The 18435-nt window shown below is 59.9% G+C and carries 16 protein-coding genes and 1 pseudogene; 4 read left to right on the top strand and 13 right to left on the bottom strand.

Annotated features, from left to right (window positions below; genetic code table 11):
- Positions 1–200: 200 nt before the first annotated feature.
- From J8I87_RS31440 to J8I87_RS31420, 5 genes are all read right to left on the bottom strand, one after another.
- Positions 201–1601 (bottom strand): amidase family protein, encoded by a 1401-nt coding sequence (locus J8I87_RS31440; protein WP_209936058.1) that lies wholly within the window; start codon positions 1599–1601, stop codon positions 201–203.
- 116 nt (positions 1602–1717) lie between these two features.
- Positions 1718–2770, bottom strand: a complete 1053-nt coding sequence (locus J8I87_RS31435) for an alpha/beta fold hydrolase (protein ID WP_209936057.1) — start codon at positions 2768–2770, stop codon at positions 1718–1720.
- Between the two features lie 13 nt (positions 2771–2783).
- The gene (locus tag J8I87_RS31430) at positions 2784–3266 is read right to left on the bottom strand and encodes a RidA family protein (RefSeq protein WP_209936056.1); all 483 of its coding nucleotides are present in this window, start codon (positions 3264–3266) and stop codon (positions 2784–2786) included.
- A gap of 47 nt (positions 3267–3313) precedes the next feature.
- A complete protein-coding gene (tatA, locus tag J8I87_RS31425) occupies positions 3314–3544 on the bottom strand; it encodes a Sec-independent protein translocase subunit TatA (RefSeq protein WP_209936055.1) in 231 nt (76 codons plus the stop codon).
- Positions 3545–3653: 109 nt separating this feature from the next.
- Entirely contained in the window at positions 3654–5162 is a 1509-nt protein-coding gene (locus tag J8I87_RS31420) for a class II fumarate hydratase (RefSeq protein WP_245254296.1), read from the bottom strand.
- Positions 5163–5555: 393 nt separating this feature from the next.
- Here J8I87_RS31420 and J8I87_RS31415 point away from each other — a divergent pair, with 393 nt between their 5' ends.
- On the top strand, positions 5556–5840 hold the full coding sequence (locus J8I87_RS31415) for a DUF4148 domain-containing protein (protein WP_209936053.1): 285 nt from the start codon (positions 5556–5558) through the stop codon (positions 5838–5840).
- Between the two features lie 297 nt (positions 5841–6137).
- Here J8I87_RS31415 and J8I87_RS31410 read toward each other — a convergent pair whose 3' ends face one another.
- Genes J8I87_RS31410 through J8I87_RS31390 form a run of 5 tightly spaced genes read right to left on the bottom strand, consistent with a single transcriptional unit; the run spans position 6138 to position 11325 of the window.
- Complete coding sequence (locus tag J8I87_RS31410; RefSeq protein WP_209936052.1) at positions 6138–6737, bottom strand: LUD domain-containing protein; 600 nt, start codon at positions 6735–6737, stop codon at positions 6138–6140.
- A complete protein-coding gene (locus J8I87_RS31405) occupies positions 6734–8107 on the bottom strand; it encodes a lactate utilization protein B (RefSeq protein ID WP_209936051.1) in 1374 nt (457 codons plus the stop codon). Before J8I87_RS31405 ends, J8I87_RS31410 begins: the two co-directional genes overlap by 4 nt.
- The gene (locus J8I87_RS31400) at positions 8104–8847 is read right to left on the bottom strand and encodes a (Fe-S)-binding protein (protein WP_209936050.1); all 744 of its coding nucleotides are present in this window, start codon (positions 8845–8847) and stop codon (positions 8104–8106) included. Before J8I87_RS31400 ends, J8I87_RS31405 begins: the two co-directional genes overlap by 4 nt.
- Positions 8848–8878: 31 nt before the next feature.
- A complete protein-coding gene (gene cydB / locus J8I87_RS31395) occupies positions 8879–9871 on the bottom strand; it encodes a cytochrome d ubiquinol oxidase subunit II (protein ID WP_209936049.1) in 993 nt (330 codons plus the stop codon).
- A gap of 14 nt (positions 9872–9885) precedes the next feature.
- Positions 9886–11325 (bottom strand): cytochrome ubiquinol oxidase subunit I, encoded by a 1440-nt coding sequence (locus J8I87_RS31390; protein ID WP_209936047.1) that lies wholly within the window; start codon positions 11323–11325, stop codon positions 9886–9888.
- 316 nt (positions 11326–11641) lie between these two features.
- Here J8I87_RS31390 and J8I87_RS31385 point away from each other — a divergent pair, with 316 nt between their 5' ends.
- Genes J8I87_RS31385 through J8I87_RS31375 form a run of 3 tightly spaced genes read left to right on the top strand, consistent with a single transcriptional unit; the run spans position 11642 to position 14306 of the window.
- Positions 11642–13174 (top strand): efflux transporter outer membrane subunit, encoded by a 1533-nt coding sequence (locus tag J8I87_RS31385; RefSeq protein ID WP_209936061.1) that lies wholly within the window; start codon positions 11642–11644, stop codon positions 13172–13174.
- 49 nt (positions 13175–13223) lie between these two features.
- A complete protein-coding gene (locus J8I87_RS46090; RefSeq protein WP_209936046.1) occupies positions 13224–13424 on the top strand; it encodes a DUF1656 domain-containing protein in 201 nt (66 codons plus the stop codon).
- A 9-nt stretch (positions 13425–13433) separates the two neighbouring features.
- Positions 13434–14306, top strand: a complete 873-nt coding sequence (locus tag J8I87_RS31375) for an efflux RND transporter periplasmic adaptor subunit (protein ID WP_209936045.1) — start codon at positions 13434–13436, stop codon at positions 14304–14306.
- Between the two features lie 334 nt (positions 14307–14640).
- Here the strand turns inward: J8I87_RS31375 and J8I87_RS31370 are convergent, their stop codons facing one another.
- The 3 genes and pseudogenes from J8I87_RS31370 to tatB all read right to left on the bottom strand — a co-directional run.
- On the bottom strand, positions 14641–16881 hold the full coding sequence (locus tag J8I87_RS31370; protein ID WP_209936044.1) for an FUSC family protein: 2241 nt from the start codon (positions 16879–16881) through the stop codon (positions 14641–14643).
- Between the two features lie 121 nt (positions 16882–17002).
- Complete coding sequence (gene tatC, locus J8I87_RS31365; RefSeq protein ID WP_209936043.1) at positions 17003–17797, bottom strand: twin-arginine translocase subunit TatC; 795 nt, start codon at positions 17795–17797, stop codon at positions 17003–17005.
- Positions 17798–17865: 68 nt separating this feature from the next.
- Positions 17866–18327 (bottom strand): annotated as a pseudogene (tatB, locus tag J8I87_RS46085) (Sec-independent protein translocase protein TatB); the annotation flags it as partial.
- Positions 18328–18435 lie beyond the last annotated feature (108 nt).

Below are 18435 nucleotides of genomic sequence, written 5' to 3'. Positions count from 1 at the left end.
AACCATAAGAAACAGCAAGGCAAAACCCGACATTTCTATTTAGCTGGAGGCGCGACATTTGAACTTGGCGGAGACATCTTGTTGTAGTGGCTAAGTTGAAATGTCCGCTTTCAGCCAGGTTCAGATGAATGGTCGCCGCGGCACCCCCGACGACCATCGGCACTCGCTCGACTCGCACCCCGAAATCAATGACGCCCCGCTTATGCAACGGGATCGATCGGCGAAGGAGGCGTGCCGCGTTCCTCGATCGCCTTGCCTGCGAGCAGGCACAGATCCTCACGGAAGTGACTGGCGACGATCTGCACGCCGACGGGAACGGAATTCACGATGCCCGTGGACACAACGAGCCCCGGCAGACCCATGGCCGGCAGTGCGCGCATCGTCAGTTGCGCGTCCCAGACGCGCTGGAAGCCCGCCTCCCCCTGCATGTCGAGACCATCGGGAAACGGCAGTTCTCCCGAGACGGGAAGCAGCAGCACCGGGTAGCGCGACAGGAAAAGACGCCATTGACGCGTCAATGTCGTGCGACGCACGAGCGACCTGCTCACGACGTCGCCGGGCATGGCCGCAACCTTGGCACGCACTCCCTCGACAACCGCGCGTGCACCTGGATCGCCGTCACGTGCAACCGCATCGGCGAGCGCCGGAAATCCGTCGCCAAGCCACAGACGCTCCTGCACTTCGCCCGCATCGCGGATCAACGGCACGTCGTCGATCTCCTCCACGGTCCATCCGGCATCCTTCAGGCGACGCGCTGCGTCGAGCAACGCCTCTGCGACCTCTTTTGCGATTGCCATTCCGCCAGGGCGCAGACAGAGCACCGCCCGAAGCGGCAGTTCCCGCCCGATCAGCGGCGCAGGCACCCACCACGGGTCACGCATATCGGGTGCCGACATCGCGATCAACGCGACGCGAAGATCCTCCACGGTGCGCGCGATCGGGCCGGCAGAAGACATCAGTTGCGCGCCGATCGGACGTTCCGGTGAAGAAGCGTTGAACGCCGGAACCCGGCCGAAACTCGGCCTCAGGCCATGCACGCCACACGCATAGGCGGGGTAGCGAACCGAGCCGCCGATGTCCGTGCCAACCGCGATGTGGCCAATACCGGCTGTCACGGCTGCCGCTGCGCCGCCGCTGGACCCGCCCGGTGTCAGCGACGCATTGCGCGGATTGCGTGTGTGTCCGTGAACCTGATTGGCCGTGAACCAGCGCAGCGCAAACGTCGGCGAATTGGTGCGGCCGAGAAGCACGGCACCTGCACGCACGAGATTGTCGACGACTGGACTGTTGGCCTCGGCGATCAGGTTTTCTTGCAGGCGTGTCCCGTTCGTCGTGGCGAAGCCTGCCTGATCGATGTTGATCTTCGTCGTCACGGGTACGCCTGCCAACGGGCCGGGGTCTTCGCCGCGGGCCATCGCTTCGTCGATCCTGTCCGCCTGCTCGTAGACCTCTTCAGGCCGATGCGCGACAACCGCGTTGATGTGCGGGTTGACGGCATCGAGCCGCTCGAGGGCAGCCGTGGCAGCTTCACGCGCCGACACTTCGCGGTTCCGAATGCGCCGAGCCAGTTCAGTTGCAGATAAACGCCATAGTTCAGTCACGACGACTCCTGTTCGATTAAAAGTTCAAGATTGCGAACCAGCAGGCCGCGCGCCTGCACAGTCGCCTTCCGGCCAACGAATGAATCCGGTGCATGGCCGGAAGTGGGACGGCGCCTTTACATCCCGTCAACGTCGATTACGGCCTGCGCGAAGGCCTGCGGTGCTTCCTGCGGCAGGTTATGCCCGACGCCACCCGTGATCGTCCGGTGTTCGTATTTACCCGTGAACTTACTGGCATAGGCGCTGGCGGGCGGATGCGGCGCGCCGTTGGCATCGCCTTCCATCGTGATCGTCGGCACGCTGATGGTCGGCGCCAAGGCGAGCCGCTGTTCGAGCCCGTCGTACTTCGCCTCGCCCGTAGCAAGGCCTTGCCGCCACCGATAGTTGTGCACCGTAATCGCCACATGATCGGGATTGTCCAATGCCTGCGCGCTGCGCTCGAACGTGGCGTCGTCGAAATTCCATTGCGGAGACGCCTGCCGCCAGATCAGCTTCGCGAAATCGTGCGTGTATTTCTCATAGCCTTCCCGCCCACGATCGGTGGCGAAATAAAACTGGTACCACCACTGGAATTCGACTTCCGGCGGTAGCGGCATGGCGCCTGCCTTTTGGCTCCCTATCAGATACCCGCTCACCGAGACCAGCCCCTTGCAACGTTGCGGCCACAGCACCGCGATCACATCGGCGGTGCGTGCGCCCCAGTCGAAACCCGCAAAGGTCGCCTGACGGATATTGAGCGCATCCATCAGCGCGATAATATCGGTCGCCACGGCTGTCGGTTGGCCGTTGCGCATGGTGTCCTGCGAAAGGAAGCGGGTCGAGCCATAGCCGCGCAGATACGGGACGATCACGCGATAGCCGCGCGATGCCAGCAGCGGCGCGACATCGACGAAGCTGTGAATATCGTACGGCCAGCCGTGCAGCAGGATGACGGCGGGTCCGTCGGCAGGCCCTGCCTCGGCGTACCCGACATCGAGCACACCCGCGTTGACCTGCCTGATCGACGTGAACGAAGTATGGGCGCCCGCCTTCGCCGGGGGCAATGTCGACGCTTTCAGCGAAGCCGTTTCGGCCCTCGCCGAGCCCAGCATGCCGAACTGGGCGGCAGCCAGCGCGAGCGCCGTCTTGCCCATGAAGCCACGACGATGTGAATCGATTTTCTCTGACATTTCCTTTACCTCATCAAGCGCGGTCGGACCCGCAAGCTACTTCGACAATCAGCTCGATTTCCACGCATGCACCCAGCGGTATCTGCGCCACACCGAACGCGGAACGTGCGTGCTTGCCGCTCTCGCCGAAGACTTCGGCGAACAGCTCCGACGCACCGTTGGTCACCAGATGCTGCCCGGTGAATTCAGCCGTCGAATTGACGACGCTAGTTAGTTTGACGATCCGTTTGACGCGGTTCAGATCCCCGAGATGGGTATGTAGTGTCGCGAGCAGGTCGATGGCAACGGAACGTGCAGCCGTAATGCCATCGTCCGCTGACAACGTCGCTCCAAGTTTGCCCACCCATACCTTGCCATCCTTCTTCGCAAGATGACCGGACAGGTAAGCGACATTGCCGCTTTGCACACACATCGCATAGGCTGCCGCGGGCGCCCCCATGTTCGGCAAAGCAATGCCGCATTCCTCGAGCTTTGCGTAAATATCGTGTCGATCCATGTTGATCTCGTTGATGTTGAAATGAAGTCAGACGTAGCAGCGCTATATCAACGCGCGTCATCCAGACCGCGCGCGACATCCGTGGTTTGCGCGACCGGTCCGAACAACTCGTTGATCTTCACTGAATCGTGAAGCGATTCCCCTTCCTTCACACCGTCCTTGAAGCCTTTGATCGCAAAGCCAAGGTCACTGCCGATATTGCGCAGCTTGCCCGTGCCGAACACGAGCGAAATGATCGCCAGCACGATCAGCCAATGCCAAACGCTGAATGAACCCATGACAACTTCTCCTTGAATAACCAACGGAATTGACCGCGGTCGATGCGAGGCGCTTTCCCGCCATTCAACAGCGCCCCATACGAATGAACTGAATGAATCGCCGCCCTGATTACTGATGCGCCACGTACGGCTTGACCATCTTCTTCGGGTCGACGATCTTGTCGAACTCAGCCTCGTCGACGTAGCCGAGTTTCAGCGCAGCCTGCTTCAGCGTGAGATCGTTGTCGTAGGCATAGTGCGCGATCTTCGACGACTTGTCGTAGCCGATCACAGGTGAAAGTGCCGTCACGAGCATCAGCGAATTGTCGACGTCTTCCTTGATCTTCTTCAGATTGGGCTTCGTTCCCTCTACCAGGAAGGTGCGGAAGTTCGTGCACGAGTCGGTCATGATCGAGATCGAGTGCGTGATGTCGAAAATGATCAGGGGCTTGTACACGTTCATTTCCAGATAGCCGCTCGCGCCGCCGATGCCCGTCGCGACGTCGTCACCGATTACCTGTGCAGCGACCATTGCGAGTGCTTCCGCTTGCGTCGGATTGACCTTGCCGGGCATGATCGATGAACCGGGTTCGTTTGCGGGAATGATCAGCTCCGCGAATCCAGCGCGCGGTCCGCAGGACATCAGGCGGATATCGTTCGCAATCTTGTAGAGCGAAACCGCCAGCGTACGCATCGTGCCCGACAGGTGGACGAGCGCATCGTGCGCGCCCTGGACCGTGAACTTGTTTGGCGCCGTCACGAACGGAAGCTTCGTCAGGCGGGCAATCTCGGCAGCCGAAGCGCGCCCGAAATCGGGCGTCGTATTGAGACCGGTGCCGACGGCCGTGCCGCCCAGCGCAAGGCGATAGACGCCATTGAGCGCATAGTCCAGGCGGTCCAGATTGTCGGTAAGCATGCCCTCGTAGCCGGACCACTCCTGACCCAGCGTGATCGGCGTCGCATCCTGCATGTGTGTGCGGCCGATCTTCACGATGTCCATCCAGTCCTTCGACTTCGCACCGATCGAATCACGCAAGGCCGATACGGCAGGCATGAGTCGCTGTTTGACGTTGATCGCCGCCGCCATGTACATCGCGCTGGGAAACGAATCGTTCGACGACTGCGACATATTCACGTGATCGTTCGGATGCACGGGCGTCTTGCTGCCAAGCGGCGTGCCCGCAATCTGGCAACAACGGTTCGAGATCACCTCGTTGACGTTCATGTTGAACTGCGTGCCGCTGCCCGTCATCCAGACGTGCAACGGGAACATGTCGTGATGCTGACCCGCGAGGATTTCGTCACATACCTGAACGATCAGCCGATGCTGTTGTTCACCGAGGCGCTTTTCGGCGAAGTTGACGTTGGCTGCCGCTTTCTTGAGGATCGCGTAGGTCGTGATCATCTCGCGCGGCATCAGGTCGCCGCCGATGCTGAAATGCTCCAGCGAGCGCTGCGTCTGCGCGCCCCACAGCTTGTCGGCCGGCACATTCACCGCGCCAAGGCTGTCCGTCTCCTGACGGAAGCCCACCGGCTCGCCAGACCCGGCGTTGGAATCTCCAGTGGCGGCGAATGCCGTGCTCCCGGCCATGGCGAGCGATGCAAGAAGGGTCGACTGCATCATTTGTCTGCGATTCATCTCTGCTTTCCTTTAGCAATTCAACAAGAAGATAGGCTATCGATGGAAGCGGGCCACAAGGCGCCGTCCTCGAAAGAATCTCGGTAGCCACAGGCGTCGCGCAACAAAGATGCTCTTTCGTTGGATCTGTTCGCCTGCAGGCAGTGACTGAATTTCACCAACGCGCGGTTACTGCACCGTTGCACGTTCGCCCGCCGTGATTACGATTGAAATGTTCCGCAGCAGCACGAAGCCAAAACTCAAAATCCTGAACAAAGGTTTCACCCAGATTCGAAAGATAGCCTTCCAGACAAGCCACTTAATCCGTGGCGTTCGCATAGCTACACTGAATTCACTGATTTACGAACAGGGTTGTTCGTAGCAGGACCAAAGCAAAGTCTGGAGGTAGTTATCATGAAGTCCCTGATTCAAGCCGTTGTCGTCGCAGCCGCCCTTGCGGCTCCCGTTGCAGTGTTCGCCCAGGCGAACCAGCCCGTCACCCGTGCGCAGGTGCGAGCCGAATTGATTCAGCTTGAAAAGGCTGGCTACAATCCAGCTCAAGGCGAAGATCCCAACTACCCGGCAGATATTCAGGCCGCTGAAGCCAAGGTGGCTGCGGAGCACGCGGCGACGGGTGTCGGCGGCGTGGCGAGTGGTTCATCGGACGCGGGTCGTCCGGTCGTCTCGAAGGGCGACTGAAACGCGATGTACGACCATCCCTGATACGCTCGCGCCCGGGTGCCGGGCGGTATCGTTGCGTACCGCCCGGCGATCCTGCTTGTTTGCATTTAAAAAACTGGCTCACCATCGCGTTCTAACACGATGGTGAGCCAGTTTTTTTGTACCTCAGCCACCAGAATGATGATGGCAACGCACAGACGCTCATAGCCGTTACGCCTTCGCGTGTCGTGCAGACTTCCGTCTCCCGATCCACGCGTGACATGCAGCTATCGCGACCCGGGGACGCACCGCGCGGTGCGTCCCCTCGCTTACCGGCTAACGTGGGAACCCTGCTCTCGGCACGGGCACTACAGTCAGAGACCGAATGCCCTGCGCGCCCCGAATCAGCACGCCTTCGATATCCGCCGTCGCCGACGGTCCGCTCATCAGAACCGCGTAGTGAGCATCGCGGAACTCGCTTCGATGATAGGCATGATGCAGGTTCCCGACGATGTCGCGCGGATCGAGTAATGCCACGAGATGCTGCGACAGATAACCGAGTGCATTGACCTGATATTCCCTCTCGCTCATCCAGATAGAACCCGTCTCGGCCACCGCGAAAGCAGGTCGCACCACACCCACATCGACATCGTGCAGATCGTGCGGCCTCTTAATTTCCTCGATTTGGCGCGTGCCCTTCACTTCTGGAACAGCCGAGCAAATCACCAAGGCATCGGGGAAGCGCTTACGGATAAAACCTTCGACATCGCCATCGTCCGGTGGCTCACACCAGTTGCCCCCCAGACGTGCAAGCGAATTCTTGAACGCTTCGACGGCAGGCGGCAGACCTTCATCGAACATCGGCACCCGCGGTAGAGCACGAGACGCGGGCTGGACCTCACGCAAGTGCGACAGAATCAAATCTCGGCTGCTCATTTCTTGCTCCTTTTCAGATACCAGTCACGGAAGGTTTCTTTCGGTGCGTCCGGCACGTCGCGCTGCTTGCCCCAGACGTTCAACGGGTTGTAGAGCACCGCTCGCGGCAGCGTCGCAACGGCCTTGTCGGCCGACCTGATCGCGATTCGAAAAACCTTGGGATGAGAGAGCACCTGTCCCGCGACCTTCATTGCCTCCTTCTTCACGAAAGGCAATTCGTGTTTCTCAGCGATGATCTGCCGCCACTTGTAGATCTGCTCATGAATATTGATCTTGACGGGGCACACATTGGTGCAACTGCCATTCATGGTGGAGGCAAAAGGCAGTGAACTGTACTTTTGAAGGTCGAAGGTCGGATTGATGATCGCGCCGATCGGGCCCGAATACACGCCGCCGTAGCTCAGCCCGCTGCTGCGGCGATACACCGGACATGTATTCATGCATGCTCCACAGCGGATGCACTTGAGCGAATACCAGAAGTCATCCATTGCCAACCGTTCGGAACGACCGTTGTCCACGAGGATGAAGTGCATTTCGCCACCTTTACGCGGAGCGCGAAAGTGCGACGTGTACTGCGTAATCGGTGAACCGAGCGCATTGCGCGACAGCATGCGAATGAAGACACCCAGGTGCTCGAGTTTCGGAATCAGCTTTTCGATGCCGATCGATGCGATATGCAGCGGCGGCACATTCGAACTCAGGTCCGCGTTCCCTTCGTTCGTGCACACGGTGATGCCGCCTGTCTCGGCCACTGCGAAGTTGCAGCCCGTCATACCTGCGTCTGCGTTTAGAATCAGCGGCCGGGTCGCCTGCCGTTGCGCCTCGGCGAGCGCCGGAATGTCTTTTTCATTCGGATCGGTCCCGAGCTTTTCGGAAAAGATCTTCGCCACATCCGTCGCGAGCTTGTGAACTGCCGGCACGACGACATGCGAGGGCATCTGGTTGTCGAGTTGCTGAATCTGTTCGCCGAGGTCGGTCTCCACGACGGTGATGCCGCGGTCTTCGAGATACGGACGCATCTCGCACTCCTCGGTTAGCATCGACTTGCTCTTCACCAGCAGCTTCGCGTCGCGCTTGCGAAGAATATCGAATACGATCCGATTGTGCTCTTCGGCGTCCTTCGCCCAATGAACGACCACGCCGTTGGCCGTCGCATTGCGTTCGAACTCTTCCAGATAGCCGGCCAGATTTGTCAGGGTATGTTCCTTGATGGCCGACGCCAGTTCGCGCAGATCTTCCCATTCGGCTATGCCGTGCACCTCCTTGTCGCGCGACGTTCTGAGCTCCCAAAGGCGTTTGTCGTGGAATTCAATGTGTTTTTCGTCGGCTATGAACTGTTTTGAATAGCCGACGTGATCTACGCGCTTCATGCCCGCGCTCCATTCAGGATTTGTGCAATATGGATGAACTTCATGCCTAACTCAAGCCGGTCAGCGCAGCCTTTCTGATGCATGATGCAAGAAGAGTCCGCTGAAACGATATATTCCGCGCCGTTGCGCTTGTGGTCCCGTACTTTGTCGATTCCCATCTTTGCGGAGACGGGTTCTTCCGTCACGCAGAAAGTGCCTCCAAATCCACAGCATTCGTCGGGACGATCCGGCGTGATGAACTCGATACCTTTGACTTTCTTCAACAGCGCGAGCGGCTTCGAAAAAAACGGCTCTTCGATTTCCGACATCTTCGCGGTACGCAATGCGCGTAGTGTTCCGCAGCTGTTGTGCAGGCCGACCTTATGCGGGAACTCCGCCCACGGGAATTCTTCAACCTTGAGCACATCGTGCAGAAACTCCACGAGCTCATAGGTGTTCGCCCTCACTGTGCGAGTTTCAGGCGTTTGCGCGGCAGCGCTCATGTGATCGCGTACATGGTGCACGCAGCTCCCGCTAGGTGCCACGATGTAGTCGTAACCTGCAAAATTCCTGACGAAAAGCTCCTCTGTCGCTACGGCGTCCCTTTCGCACCCGCTATTTCCCATAGGCTGGCCGCAGCACGTCTGGTCGAGTGGGTAATCGACGGTACAGCCGACCCGCTCCAGCAGTTCCAATGTGGCCACGCCAACATCGGGAAAGAAGGCATCGATGAAACATGGGACAAACAACGCTACTTTCATACTCGTATCCTCGATAAATGCACTGAACGGGTCAGTGGTATCCGTGCTCTCGGTTCACCTTTCCCCGGAACACCGAGTAGGCGACGTACGTGTAGACAACAATGAGCGGCAAAACGAACAATCCCGCTCCCCAGAACATGAACTCCTGAGTCGATGCTGGCGCAGCCGCATCAAATATCGTGACGTCGAACGGCACGACGTATGGCAGCAATGAAACCGCGAGTGTCAACAACAGCAGGACGCAGCTGGCGGCGGCCAGTACGTACGGCAGGCGCGACGACGAGCCCGACCGCGCCGCCTGAGAGCTGCCGAAAAACGCGAGCAGGCACAGCACAGGCAGTGCGAAGAGCGCGGGATGGGCAAGCCAGCGCGCTTCGACTACGCGGTGCGCAACAAGCGTCATGACGAAAATAGATGCGGCGAAGAGCATGGCTAACGGCGTGAGTCGGCTGGCAACCGTCCTGCCGAACTGCTGCAAGCGGCCTTCACCCTTCAACACAAGCCAGCCTGCGCCCAGCACGGCATAGCCCAATACGAGGGCCATGCCGCACCACAACGGGAACGCGCTGCACCACTCGAAGCCTGTGCCCGTATAGCGAAGTTGCGAGACGGGCAATCCCTGCACATACGTTCCAACCGACACGCCCTGCATGAAGGCGGCGAGAAGCGAGCCGACAAAGAACAGCGTGTCCCAGACCCAGCGCGACTGCCCCGCCCTGTGACTGAACTCGATTGCCACGCCACGCATGATGAGGCCGACCAGCATGGCCGCCAGCGGCACGTAAAGGGCAGGCAACACGATCGAGTACACAGGCGGAAATGCGCCCCACAAGATGGTGCCCGCGATCACGAGCCAGGTGCCATTGCCGTCCCACACGGGCGAAATGGAGGCCAGCATCTCTTCCCTCAGGGAAGACCTGCCGGCGATACCGCTCAAGATGCCCACACCGAGGTCAAACCCGTCGAGCACCACATAGGCCGCAAGCGTGAAAGCGAATTCCGCGAGCCAAAACCAGCTAAGCATTTCTACTCCCTCCTTTATCGACGCGACGCGGCCTTGCGCGCTGCAAGTGTGATTTCCGCTGCTTTCCGCTGCGCGGCGAAGCGCGGGTCCGGATTGAACGTTTGGTGAATCGCATTCCCGTTCCAGAACGCGACGACTTTGCCCGTCATCACGCCGCGGTTCACGATCTTCAGGATGTAGTAGATACCGAAGCAGAAGATGAAGCCGTAGACGGCGACATAGAGCGCCAGCGTCGCGGCGGCAAAATGACTCGATAAGCCCGGCGTCAGTGCATCGGCCGTGCGCATTACGCCCCACACCGTCCATGGTTGTCGACCGACTTCCGCAGTGAACCAGCCTGTCAGGACAGCGATGAAGCCGAGCGGAAAGCTCCACGCTACGGGCCAAAGCAGCCAACGCTGTTCGTTGAGCTTCCTGCTGCGTGCGCAGTAAGTGCCGAGCCAGGCCAGCAAGAGCATGAGCATGCCGCAGCCGGCCATCACGCGGAACGCGAAGAACGGAATCGCGACGGGCGGGCGATCCGCACGCGCAAAATCCTTGAGGCCGATTTCCTTCGAGTCGAGCGTCCCGGAGCCGATCAGACTACCGAGCACCGGTACCTTCCATTCGAACCGGTTGCGTTCGCCATCGGAATCGGGAACCGCGAAGATCACTTCTGCCGCAGGTTGCTCGTCGACCCAACGGCCCTCGATCGCCGCAAACTTCGCAGGCTGATAGTCGTGGACATAGTCGCCCGTCAAGTGTCCAAAGAAGATCTGGAGCGGGATCAGCACGGCAGCAAGGCCAAGCGCCATGCGAAACATCACGGTTGCTTCGGCCCGGTCACGTCCCTGCAGCAAATATCGGGCGCCGACAGCCGCGACACAAAAGGCCGTGGTCAGATACGCCGCCAACAGCATATGCGGAAACCGAACCCATACGACGCTATTGAAGATGATCGCAGGCCAGTCCGTAGGCACGAACACGCCGTTCTGGATAACGAATCCGACCGGGTGCTGCATCCACGAGTTGTTGACGAGAATCCAGAACGCAGACAGCGTCGTGCCCACCGCGACCAGGATGCAAGAGAGCAAATAGAACCACGCGCGCACCCGACTGCGGCCAAACAACACGACACCGAAAAATGCGGCCTCGAGTGCGAAGGCAGTGAATGCCTCATAGCTCAGCAAAGGTCCCTGGATCGGACCACTTGCCCGCGATAGTTCGCTCCAGTTGGTGCCCAACTGGAAGGCCATCACCATTCCGGATACAACGCCCATCCCGAACGCCACACCGAAAATCTTCAGCCAGAAATCGAACACGCGTCTGTATACGGGGTTGCCCGTTGCCAGCGACATTGCTTCAAGCACTGCGAGCCACGCAGCAAGTCCGATGGTGAATGCAGGAAAGATGATGTGAAAAGAGATAGTCGCCGCGAACTGTAGTCGCGACAGGAACAGAGTCGATATGTTCATCGGATGCCTCATTCATCGGGTGTTGGCATCGAGTATTCGTCGCAGGCGTTGCCAACCCATTTCAAACGGCGTCGCACGCTATTTCATTTGTAATTGCGCTGTTCGTCGACGACCATTCGCGTCGACAAGCGGAGGCGATGACACACCGTCCTGTATTTCGGTTGTAACCCGATGGCTGCTACAAGAAACAGGCGGGTAATAGCGGATCGATACCTTTGCACGAAAGGCCACTCATCCCCGCCCTCTGCGCACCACCAGACGACATGACAGGCCTGAATGGGCGATTGCTATTCCTGGAGAACCTGTGTCATCTCTGATGTTCCCGCGCACATTGGCAACTGCAGCCTGCAGCCTCGGCTTGCTCATGACCGGCTGCGCTTTCGTCGGTGATCACGTCACTTCGCAACAAGCGCAGCTCGATCCGGCGTCGCTCGACGCAGGCGCTGCGCTGCGATCCGCCGCGGTCGATGCGCAATGGCCCGACGTCCAATGGTGGCGCGCCTATCACGACCCGCAACTCGACAGCTGGGTCCAGGCGGCTTTGAGCGGCAGTCCGACTCTCGAGTTAGCCAGCGCCCGGGTGCGGGAAGCGCGAGCGATGGCAAGCGCGGCGAATGCAGCCCTCGATCCGCAAGTGAACGGCAACCTGTCGCTTCAGCGCAAGCATTGGCCATCGAATGCCTATTACGGTCCTGGCGCTTTTGACAACACGGAAACATGGAACAACACTGGCACGCTTGGCTTGACGTACGAACTCGATCTCTGGGGGCGAAACAAGAACTCGGCATTGAGCGCACTCGACATTGCTCATGAGCGCGCCATCGACGAACGGGCGGCGGCGCTGGAACTGGAAGTCAATGTCGTGCGCACCTACGTCGATTTATCGGCCAGATTCGCGACTCTGAACATTGAAAAGGACACGCTCGAACGGCAGCGCGAACTCACCTCTCTCGCAGACAGGCGACTGAAAGCCGGGCTCGGAACGCAGCTTGACCTGAGCCAGGCGGAAGCACCACTTCCCGACTACGAACGACGGGTGGATGCGACCAGCGAGCAGATTTCGCTCGACCGCAACCAGTTGGCCACGCTGGCCGGCAAGGGACCCGGTGCGGGTGACGCTATCCGTGAACCACAGCTCGATCTCGTCGCGACGTTCGGCTTGCCCTCACACTTACCCGCAGAACTTATCGGACATCGCCCTGACGTCGTCGCGGCACGTTGGGCGGTCGCAGCCACGGCCCGCGACATCGATGTGGCAAAGGCCGACTTTTATCCCAACATCGATTTGTTGGCCACGGTCGGCGCCTTCGCAGCGGGCGGTCCCTTGACGCTGCTTTTGCACGCGGGGAACGGCGGCTGGACGGCTGGGCCGGCGCTCTCGCTGCCGATCTTCGATGGCGGACGCCTGCGCGCGCAACTCGGCGCGGCGTCAGCTGAATACGACGAGGCGGTGGCCCTGTACAACCAGACGATCGTGACTGCGTTGGGGGAAATTGCCGATCAGGTCGTCCGGCTTCGCTCGTTGAACACACAGGAAACAGAAGCGCAACGCTACCTGCAAAATGCCGGGACAACGTTCCGGTTATCCGAAGCAGCGTATCGTCGCGGCCTCACGGACTATGTCAATGTCCTCATCGCACAAACGCGCTTGCTCGACGCGCAGCAGGATGTCGTCAACGTGCACGCAGAGGAGTTGAGCGCATACGCATCGCTTGTTGCAAGCCTCGGTGGAGGCCTGGCCGAACCGGGCGACGGCGCAACGGCATCCGAGATGCAGCCTGCCATCGGAAGCAAACGCGCCGCACAGATCAAGGCGAAAGCAGAGTCCAGACCGGATAGCCACTCATGATCAGACCAGCGCCCCGGCTAACCCCCAACTCCATTCGTATAGTCCGACCGTGCCCTATCAACTTTCGATTCTCGGCGTTTATGTCCCCACAGTGATCGTGCTATGTCTGATTGGCATCGCGATCACATGGATTGTCGACCGCGTACTCTCGCGGTTGAAGATCTATTCGCATGTCTGGCATCCCGCGCTTCTGCAGACGGCCATGCTTGCCGGCGTCTGCGCGATGTTGGGCCTCCTTGTTTACCACTGATTCTCAAAGATGCGAATTCGAAAACTTCCTCGCGCCATCACAAGCATCCTCGCGACACTTGCCATCTGCACGGCCAGTTCCGTAGCCGTGCGCGCATTATGGGTCCACTACATGCAAGATCCGTGGACCCGGGACGGACGCGTACGCGCCAATATCATCGACATCGCCCCGGACGTTTCGGGCGAAGTCGTTACCGTACCCGTTCACGACAACGAATTCGTCCGGAAAGGCCAGCTGCTCATGCAGATTGACCCTTCGCACTATGCGATAGCCGTTCAGCAGGCCCAGGCGGCCGTAGCGGCGGCGACGTCCGAACTCGGTATGCGGCGCGACCAGGCATCCAGACGAGCCGATCTCAGCAGCGAGGTCGTGTCGGCGGAGAGCCGCGACGACGCCAACACGGCCGCCTCGGCGGCCGCGGCAAAGTACCAGCAGGCAAAGGCCACGCTTGCAGCCGCGAAGCTCGACCTGGAACGTACGCGTGTGCTCTCGCCCGTTGATGGCTACATCACGAACCTGCAGGTGTTCGCCGGCGATTACGCAACAAGAGGGGCCGCACGGCTCGCGCTGGTCGACAGCCATTCGTTCTGGGTTTACGGCTACTTCGAGGAAACCAAGCTCCCGCGGGTCCGGATCGGTGCACACGCGCAGATTCGCCTGATGAGCGGCGAATTGCTGCAAGGTCACGTCGAAGGCGTGTCTCGCGGCATATACGATCGTGACAATCCCGAAAGCCGCGATCTCGTCGCGAACGTCGATCCCGTGTTCAATTGGGTACGCCTTGCGCAGCGTGTTCCCGTTCGAATCCACATCGACTCGACGCTGTCAGATCCGTTGCTCTCCGCCGGGCAGACCTGTACCGTAGTTCTTGCCTCTAACTGAAGACACATCCGCGACGCTCGCCAAGCTGCGCGAGTCGCATTGCACGGCTTGCGATTCGATACCGTCTAGCATCCTTCCGTGCGCTTGAATACCTCGCGATATGAGACAGACACATCGCAGGGCTATGCGAGCGACGAGTTCGAAAAATAGAACCCCACGCCCCTATTCCGGGACGGGTGACAACCCGCTCATCACAGAAAATACGACTACGTGATATGTCTAATGCGCCCGGCCCAGTGCGCAGCACGCCGGATACTACCCGTTGAATCTCCGCTCTCGAAACCGGTGAACCGCCATCAGCAAGGCTCGGCAGGAAGCGAAAGCTGGGTTCACATTACTGTCCGGTCAGTTGAAATGGCGCGTCGCCGTCAAGCAACGCGCTTCGAATGACGCAGAGCTGGCTCGCGATCCGATACAACCGGACTCGATCTCCCTCACGCTCGGCGTGCTCGATCTCTATGCTCACTCGTTTCAATCCCCGCTCGAATGTTCGGCACGCACGTAAATAGCGGTGCTCATCGGGGTAGTCGAACAGATTGGCCATCCTTCGGTTCATCAGGTCGATCGCGGTCATCCATCTTGCCGTGTCCCGCGTGCCGCTGACCTCTCCTTCCGGAAGATCGCCGCGCAGAGCGATCACCAGATAGCCCATTTCGAGCGTCGCCAGCATCCAACGCCAGGCATTCGCGTAGCGTGTCGAGCCTGGCGTCAGAAGCATCCTGAGTTGCGAGAGCAGATCATGGGTCCGGGACTGAAACCTCTGCGCCACGCCGTCGTATGGGCCATCGCATGCAACGGCAACCTCGCGCCGCAAATCGCGCAGGATTCTTTCGACAACCCAAGGTGCCTGCAACGGAAACGCGACCGCAAACGTGGCTGCCGAGAGCAATAGTGTCACCACGACAGCCACGCCGTTGTTCAGCAGGATGTTGGGCGTATAGACCACCACGTTGTCGGGCACGGCGAGCAGGCAAAAGAACACGCACAACCCGATGCCATATCCGGACGTGCCAGGTCGGCTCGCGAGAAGTGCACCGCACGCGATGACAGGTGCAAGCGCGGCACAAAGCAAAGGGAAGCCATCAATATTCGGATAGATGAAACATAGGTAGGCGTAACCGATAGCGACCCCGCAAGCCGCTCCTGCAGCGATCTGTAACGCTAGCCTCTCTGGTCTCGCGGAAGCCGACGTGAGCCCTGCAACAATCGCAGCCGCAATGACAGCAAGGCTGCCACTTGGCCAGGCAGTCGCGACCCAGTAAGCCCCGGCGGCACCGACTGTCAGCGCGGTTCGCACAAACGTCAGTGCGGTCACGTAGAAGCTTGTGCGCGACTGGTAGGTGTTCGACTGCTCTCGCTGATCGCTCTGCCCGGCGGCCGACTCATCCGTCTCGAGATACTCGAGCAGGTCGGCAACCAGCCTGTGCACGGATTCAAATGCTGTGTACTGCTCGATACGGGCTACGGGCGCTCGGCCTACTTCGGTGCTGCGTAATTCGTCGATGCGTCGCGACAGCGACGCCTGCAATCGCGTGATTTGCGCAATGACGTCCGATCTGGCTTGCGCATCCAGCAACCGCGCGTGCAGGCGGTCGAGCACGATGGACAGGTCCGCAAATAACGGTGTGATGGCCTTGAGCACGCACATCGAACGTGTGGCCTGCAGTCGCCTGATCAATTGATGGACCATGTGCAGCCGCGTGCACACAGTCGCAAACTTACTGTCGATCAGCGCGATGCGCCGTACTCTTACGCGCATGCTGGAACCCTCGAATGACGCGAACGTGCGCGCTGCTTCGAAGCCCGCGATGCCGTCGACAAGCTTTTCGAACCGCCGCCCGAATGTTTCGTTGTCGCAGCGCAAAGCCAGCACATCCGCGCAGAATGCGGTCAAGTCGATCTTCCGTTGCCGGACACTACGCAGCAACGCCGCACTCGATCTGGCGGGAAAAACCAGCGCGCTGATCGCCCCCGAACAGAGAATGCCCAGCGACACGTCGGCGGCCCGCGTGAGAGCGGCCAACAGCAGACCATCCGGATGCTGGACTACCGGTATGCCGATGATCACCGCGGTATAACCGGCGAGGACGAACGCATACCAGCGATAGTGTCGAAAGCGCGTCGCCAGGGCCGTGCACACGGCTGACCATAATGCGATCGCGGCAAGATAGAGTTCCGGCTGCTGCGGAAACAACGCCCCGAGCACGATCGCAGCGACCATCCCGGCTGCCGTGCCAAGGACCCGATAGAAGCTTTTGGCGAGCACCATGCCGTGCATCGGCTGCATCAGCACGAAGACCGTCACCATTGCGGTGCGCGGCGAAGGCAGTTCCAGCAGCATCGCGATACCGAGCGCCAGTGACGCCGCGATAACTGTCTTGAGAAGATAAAGCCATGTCAGGCCGTCGCGTGCAGCCCAATCCGCGACGTAAAGCCCTACTCGGCACGTCAAGAGTTTGTATAGCGGGGTGCGTGCAGATACGGGATTCGAGGCGGATCGATGGTTCACGATTATAGAGGTCGAGGTTGCTTGCTTTCGGGCATCGCCATTCGCGTAAAGAAAAAAAGCGCGCATGCAATCGACGCATCCGCTCACATGATTGGGAACTGGATAGATGCTGCGATCGCCCGCGACTGCGTGAACGCCCGGCAACGGGGCGAGGCGTTCATGTATCGATGCGATGGGTGCCTGATAATCAGGTCGACCCGCACGCCCCGCTTACGCTGTGGTCGCTGCGCACGAAGAGTCGAGCGGCAAGAATGCCCGCCTCGTACAGTACGATCAGCGGCAAGGCAAGCATCAGTTGTGAGAAGACATCGGGTGGCGTGACGACGGCAGCAACGACGAATGCGCACACCGCGACGTATGGACGGATCTGCTTGAGCTTTGCAATCGTCAGCACACGCATGCGCACGAGCAACACGACGATGATCGGTACCTCGAACGTCACGCCGAACGCGATGAACATCGTCAGCACGAAACCCAGATAGTTTTCGATGTCGGTCGTCATTTCTGCGCCAAGCGGCGCGTTGTAGTGTGCCATCACGCGAAAGATGGCCGGAAAGACCACAAAATAGGCGAATGCCATACCGCACAGAAACAGCAGATAGCTGCTGCCGACGAGCGGCACGACAAGCCGCTTCTCATTCTGATAGAGTCCGGGCGCGACGAAAGCCCAGATCTGATAGAGCACGATGGGCAGCGCAACGACGAATGCCACGGCCATCGTCACCTTCATCGGCACGAAGAACGAGCCCGTCACGTCGGTCACGATCATTTTTCCGCCGCTTGGCAGGTTTTGCATCAATGGCCGGGCCAGCAGCCGGAAAATGTCAGGCGACCAATAAACGAGCGCAAGGAACGCGACGATAACCGATGCTCCCGCGCGAATGATCCTGTCGCGCAGTTCCGTCAGATGTGAGATGAACGACTGCTCTGCTTCGCTCGTCTGAGCACCATCAGACTGCTTGCGCGTATCGAGTGTGCTCATACCGCCCTCGCCTGTGTGCTGTAAGCCCCGCGTTTAGGGATATGCGTGTTGAACCCTGAATAGTGCCTGGGCTGGCGCAGGGCCGTTGGCGCGGGGCGCATGACGCGCCGCGTGCCCAACAGGGCGGGCGAACGATGCCCGACCGGCCGCGCGGCCCTCGCTTGCGTCGCCGCGCGCATCAAACGCCCGTTGCGCTTGTTGAGCGGTGCCGATGCCACGACGGGCACGATGGACGCGGCGGGTGCAGCGGACTGCGGTGGACTTGTCAGCGTCGCGTCGTCGCGAAGCACGGTCGCGTGGACGGACTCTCCGATGTCGCGTGCAGCCGATTCGAAGCCACTCGTCATGCGGCGCAGCTCTTCGAGTTCAAGCTCGCGCGTCACTTCCGTCTTGACGTCGTTGATATAGCGCTGCGCCCGGCTCCAGACCGCGCCCGCTGTACGCGCGACGCGCGGCAGCCGTTCCGGACCCAGCACGACCAGCGCGACCACGCCGATCAGGGCCATCTTGGTGATTCCCAGGTCCAGCATAGAGTTCATCCTCACATCGAGTACACACCGTATTCGCACGCGCTATCGCCATTTGCAACGACCGCATGTTCACCATTCCTCGTCCCGTCTGTGTATGCCTCGACTCTT

Origin of the sequence: Paraburkholderia sp. LEh10 (assembly GCF_017814945.1) — a bacterium.
Lineage (GTDB): Bacteria > Pseudomonadota > Gammaproteobacteria > Burkholderiales > Burkholderiaceae > Paraburkholderia.
This window is presented reverse-complemented; position numbering and strand designations above follow the sequence as displayed.

Excerpts from the sequence above, each read along its gene's own strand:
- J8I87_RS31415 (WP_209936053.1), top strand. The coding sequence starts at position 5,556 with ATGAAGTCCCTGATTCAAGCCGTTGTCGTCGCAGCCGCCCTTGCGGCT.
- J8I87_RS31375 (WP_209936045.1), top strand. The coding sequence starts at position 13,434 with ATGCGAATTCGAAAACTTCCTCGCGCCATCACAAGCATCCTCGCGACA.
- J8I87_RS31405 (WP_209936051.1), bottom strand. The coding sequence starts at position 8,107 with ATGAAGCGCGTAGATCACGTCGGCTATTCAAAACAGTTCATAGCCGAC.
- J8I87_RS31430 (WP_209936056.1), bottom strand. The coding sequence starts at position 3,266 with ATGGATCGACACGATATTTACGCAAAGCTCGAGGAATGCGGCATTGCT.
- tatA (WP_209936055.1), bottom strand. The coding sequence starts at position 3,544 with ATGGGTTCATTCAGCGTTTGGCATTGGCTGATCGTGCTGGCGATCATT.
- J8I87_RS31385 (WP_209936061.1), top strand. The coding sequence starts at position 11,642 with ATGTTCCCGCGCACATTGGCAACTGCAGCCTGCAGCCTCGGCTTGCTC.
- J8I87_RS31400 (WP_209936050.1), bottom strand. The coding sequence starts at position 8,847 with ATGAAAGTAGCGTTGTTTGTCCCATGTTTCATCGATGCCTTCTTTCCC.
- J8I87_RS31420 (WP_245254296.1), bottom strand. The coding sequence starts at position 5,162 with ATGAATCGCAGACAAATGATGCAGTCGACCCTTCTTGCATCGCTCGCC.
- J8I87_RS31410 (WP_209936052.1), bottom strand. The coding sequence starts at position 6,737 with ATGAGCAGCCGAGATTTGATTCTGTCGCACTTGCGTGAGGTCCAGCCC.
- J8I87_RS31435 (WP_209936057.1), bottom strand. The coding sequence starts at position 2,770 with ATGTCAGAGAAAATCGATTCACATCGTCGTGGCTTCATGGGCAAGACG.
- J8I87_RS31370 (WP_209936044.1), bottom strand. The coding sequence starts at position 16,881 with ATGCGCGCTTTTTTTCTTTACGCGAATGGCGATGCCCGAAAGCAAGCA.
- cydB (WP_209936049.1), bottom strand. The coding sequence starts at position 9,871 with ATGCTTAGCTGGTTTTGGCTCGCGGAATTCGCTTTCACGCTTGCGGCC.
- J8I87_RS31390 (WP_209936047.1), bottom strand. The coding sequence starts at position 11,325 with ATGAACATATCGACTCTGTTCCTGTCGCGACTACAGTTCGCGGCGACT.
- tatC (WP_209936043.1), bottom strand. The coding sequence starts at position 17,797 with ATGAGCACACTCGATACGCGCAAGCAGTCTGATGGTGCTCAGACGAGC.